Source organism: Bacillus pretiosus (assembly GCF_051294775.1).
In the GTDB taxonomy this organism is placed as follows: Bacteria; Bacillota; Bacilli; order Bacillales; family Bacillaceae_G; genus Bacillus_A; species Bacillus_A wiedmannii.
Genome location: NZ_JBPPHF010000090.1, coordinates 1 through 324, shown reverse-complemented (window position 1 = coordinate 324; position 324 = coordinate 1). Strand labels below are relative to the sequence as shown.

The window sequence follows — 324 nt, the reverse complement described above, 5'->3', positions numbered from 1 at the left end:
ACTGTTACGAACGTTAAACTTAGAAGTAACTATCCAATATAAAAACCGAAAATTGTTAAACGGCATTCTCGAATCTATTAACATCCCTACTGAACGAACGAGTGACGTCATTTTATCATTAGACAAAATCGAAAAGTTTGGGATTGATGGTGTACGAAAAGATGTACTAGAGCGCGGAATTACTGAAGAAATGGCTGATACGATATGTAATACCGTTTTATCTTGACTAAAGCTTTCAATTAATGACTTTAAAGACGCTTTCAATACTCCACTCGTTGCCGATGGAGTAAACGAATTACAACAATAACAGCAATATTTAATCGC

Annotated in this window: 1 pseudogene; it reads left to right on the top strand. The window is 34.9% G+C overall.

Going from position 1 to position 324, the window contains the following annotated elements:
* Nucleotides 1-304, top strand: a pseudogene (locus ACSG5Z_RS29985) (histidine--tRNA ligase); the annotation flags it as partial.
* Between the last annotated feature and the right edge of the window lie 20 nt (nt 305-324).